Here is a 3,154-nt window from a genome sequence, read left to right as displayed (position 1 = left end):
GTGCCGAGCGGCCCGCCGAGGCCGAATTCGAACGGCGTCAGCATGCGCGTGATGAAGCCACCCTCGGTGCCGAGCACGAGGCCGATGCGCAAATAGACCACGCGCACGCCGAGCTCTTCCGCGGGCCGCGCCGCCTGCTCCCAGGCCGCGCACAGCTCATGGCTGAAGCAGGCATGCGACTTCGCCGACTCGGTCAGCACCTGGTCGGCCCACAGCCCGTACCAGCCGATCGCGGAGCCGCTGATGAGCACGTCGGGCTTGTGGTCGAGCCGCGCGATCAGCTTGACGACCTCGCCGGTCATGTCGATGCGAGACTTCAGTATCTCGGCGCGCTTCGCCTCGGTCCACAGGCCGTTGCCGATCGGCTCGCCGGCGAGATTGACGATGGCGTCGATACGCATGTCCGAGGCGAGCTGATCGAGGCTGGTGATCAGCGTCACCGGCGGCGGCAGCAGCTCGGCCTTCGCCGGGTTGCGAATGAGCGCGATGACGTGATGCCCTGCCCCGCTGAGGCTCGCCGCGAGGCGGCTTCCGATGAAGCCGGTGGCACCTGATATCAGCACGGTCTTGCGGTCCGGAAGTTTCTCGACGAGCCCTGCCGCCGGCACGCACGTCATGCGGCCGAGCCGGCGCACCGCCGCAAAATCCCTGACGCCGCAGAGCGCCGCGCCGACCGCGCAGGCGGTCGCGGCGCTGCTGAGCAGGCCCTGATACACGACGGTCACGCCGAACGGCTGCATCGCCCAATCGATCAGCACCGGCAGCAGCAGCACCAGGATGGCGCCGTAGTTGATCGCGAGCAGCGCGTGATTGATCCGCTCGCTCGGCGGCAATTTCCGGCTCAGATCCTCCTCGACGAAATCCATCAGCGTGATGACGATCTCGGCAACAAGCACCGCCACGATCAAGAGCGCCAGCGCGCCATGAACCTCGAGCCAGCCGAGCACGAGGAACAGCAGCGCATAGAGCATGTTGCGGATGCCGTGCAGCTTCAGCTCGAAGCGCTGCGACACCCGCCAGGCCAGGCGCTCGGTGAATTCGTGGTGATAGAAGGTGTCGAACACGCCCATCACGATCTGGACGGCGATGAGGATCCACAACAGCGGCGTCATGATACGGCCTCCCTGAAGGTGGCGGACTGGTGGATCAGCGCGCCGTAACGCGGGTGGGTGACATCGAGGGTGAAGCGGAAGGCGCCCTCGCCGAGATCGCTGTGCGTCACCGTGAGGTCGCCCGGCGTGAGCCATCGCGGCAACGGGATCCACAGGCGTCCGAGCTGGAGGCCGTAAGCAGCGCTGCGGAAGGTCAGCACCTGGTCCTCGACCGCGATGCGCAGCGCCATCGAGACGCCGAAGCCGACATATTCCTCGAGCCCGGTCGGGCCGGCGAAGCGTTTTGCGGAATGGATCACCTGCGGAAAGCCGCGCTTGCGCGCGCAGATGCGCGTCCAGGTCTGGCCGCCGCTTGCGCCGTCCTCGGTGACCGTGACGATCATCGGCACGCCGGTGTCGCGGCCGGTCGGCAATGGCCCGCCGACCAGGCGTACGAGTTGCGCCAACCACCAGCCGGCGTCGCTGAAGGCGACCTCGTCGACCACGCCGACATAAACGACACTGTCGCCGTCGGCGACGCGTTTGGAAAAGCGCCGCCAGGTCGCGAGCGGCAGGCGGCCCCAGTCCTCGTCCGACAGGAGCGCACGGAATCGGCGGTCGTCGAGCAGCTTGGTGTGAACGGGAAGAGATGCGCTGGAACCTGATAATCGAGCCGACGTCATCGCACCCTCCCTGGCGCTATTTGACCTTGCCCAGCGGCAGCAGGTTGGCGATCTTCTCGCCAAGCCGCATCAGGGCGACCAGCCGCGGCCGCGGCACCTTCAGCATCTGCATGAACCAGTGGTCGGCGAGCTCGGTGAAGGCGAGCATCTCCTTCAGCCGTTTGCTTGCGACCGGATTGATGGTCGGATCGTCGGCCGCATCGGACACGCAGGCCCTGAGCGCCATGATCGCCGGATCGAGTTCGCGCTCCTTGCGCCGTGCCGCGATCCGGGCCGCGACCTCCCAGATGTCGGTCTCGGCTTCGAAATGATCGCGGCGGTCGCCGAGGATCGGCACGCGACGGATCAGGTTCCAGGCCAGCAGCTCCTTGATCGAGTTGGAGACGTTGGAGCGCGCCATGCCGAGCGTGTCGGCGATGTCCTCGGCGGTCATCGGCGCCTCCGCGAGATAGAGCAGCCCGTGGATCTGGCTGACGGAGCGGTTGACGCCCCACCCGTCGCCCATGTCGCCCCAATGCAGGATGAAGCGCTCGACGGCGGCGGGGAGTTTCTTCTTTCCGGTTATTTCTGTCATGACAGAAATATCTGATGGATGAGATTGAGTGTCAAGTGCTCCCGGCGGCCTCCCCACTGCATACCGGCGGCTGCATTTGCCTAAAAACTTCCCAGAGATCGGGAACCAAGCGCCCCATTCGGCGTTTGCACCGGTCGAGGCAGGGTGGCCGAAATGATTAGAAAGTCCAATCAGCAGAGAGACTTGTTCGAGAGCGAACGCAGTTTCCGGCTGTTGGTCGAAGGAGTTGCCGACTACGCCCTGTACATGCTCGATCCCAAGGGGATCATCACGAGCTGGAACATCGGTGGCGAGCGCATCAAGGGCTATTCGCCCGCGGAGATCGTCGGCCAGCATTTTTCGCGCTTCTACACCGAGACCGACCGGGCCAACGGCAAGCCCGCCCGCGCACTCGGCATCGCCCGCGACAAGGGCCGCTACGAGGAGGAAGGCTGGCGCGTCCGCAAGGACGGCACCTTCTTCTGGGCGAGCGTCGTGATCGACCCGATCTACGAGGACGGCGAGCTCATCGGCTTCGCCAAGATCACGCGCGACATCACCGAGCGACGCAACACGGAGCTCAAGCTCGAGGCGATGCAGAAGCAGCTTGCCGAGTCCCAGAAGTTCGATGCGCTCGGCCAGCTCACCGGCGGCGTCGCTCATGATTTCAACAATCTCCTGATGATCATCAGCGGCAGCCTTCACACCCTGAAGCGGGGCGCCGACGACGATGCCAAGCTCCAGCGCGCGATCTCGGCGATCGAGACTGCGACCAGGCGCGGCGCCGCGCTGACCAACCAGCTCCTCACCTTCGCGCGGCGACAGAG

The 3,154-nt window shown here is 65.7% G+C and carries 4 protein-coding genes; 1 reads left to right on the top strand and 3 read right to left on the bottom strand.

Going from position 1 to position 3,154, the window contains the following annotated elements:
• From AC1D00_RS33490 to AC1D00_RS33480, 3 genes are all read right to left on the bottom strand, one after another.
• Positions 1-1,112, bottom strand: a 1,112-nt coding sequence (locus AC1D00_RS33490; RefSeq protein WP_477013613.1) for an NAD-dependent epimerase/dehydratase family protein, incomplete at its 3' end; no start/stop codon positions are given.
• On the bottom strand, positions 1,109-1,774 hold the full coding sequence (locus AC1D00_RS33485; protein ID WP_477013612.1) for a DUF4166 domain-containing protein: 666 nt from the start codon (positions 1,772-1,774) through the stop codon (positions 1,109-1,111). The genes AC1D00_RS33490 and AC1D00_RS33485, both read right to left, overlap by 4 nt.
• 16 nt (positions 1,775-1,790) lie before the next feature.
• Positions 1,791-2,348, bottom strand: a complete 558-nt coding sequence (locus tag AC1D00_RS33480) for a GbsR/MarR family transcriptional regulator (protein ID WP_477013611.1) — start codon at positions 2,346-2,348, stop codon at positions 1,791-1,793.
• A gap of 153 nt (positions 2,349-2,501) precedes the next feature.
• Here AC1D00_RS33480 and AC1D00_RS33475 point away from each other — a divergent pair.
• The coding region (locus tag AC1D00_RS33475; RefSeq protein ID WP_477013610.1) for a PAS domain S-box protein at positions 2,502-3,154 on the top strand (653 nt) is incomplete at its 3' end.

The organism is Bradyrhizobium sp. P2_E8 (genome assembly GCF_056403875.1).
Note: the sequence above shows the minus strand (reverse complement) of the source record. Positions and strands in the feature narration are given on the sequence as shown.

Excerpts from the sequence above, each read along its gene's own strand:
- AC1D00_RS33485 (WP_477013612.1), bottom strand. The coding sequence starts at position 1,774 with ATGACGTCGGCTCGATTATCAGGTTCCAGCGCATCTCTTCCCGTTCAC.
- AC1D00_RS33480 (WP_477013611.1), bottom strand. The coding sequence starts at position 2,348 with ATGACAGAAATAACCGGAAAGAAGAAACTCCCCGCCGCCGTCGAGCGC.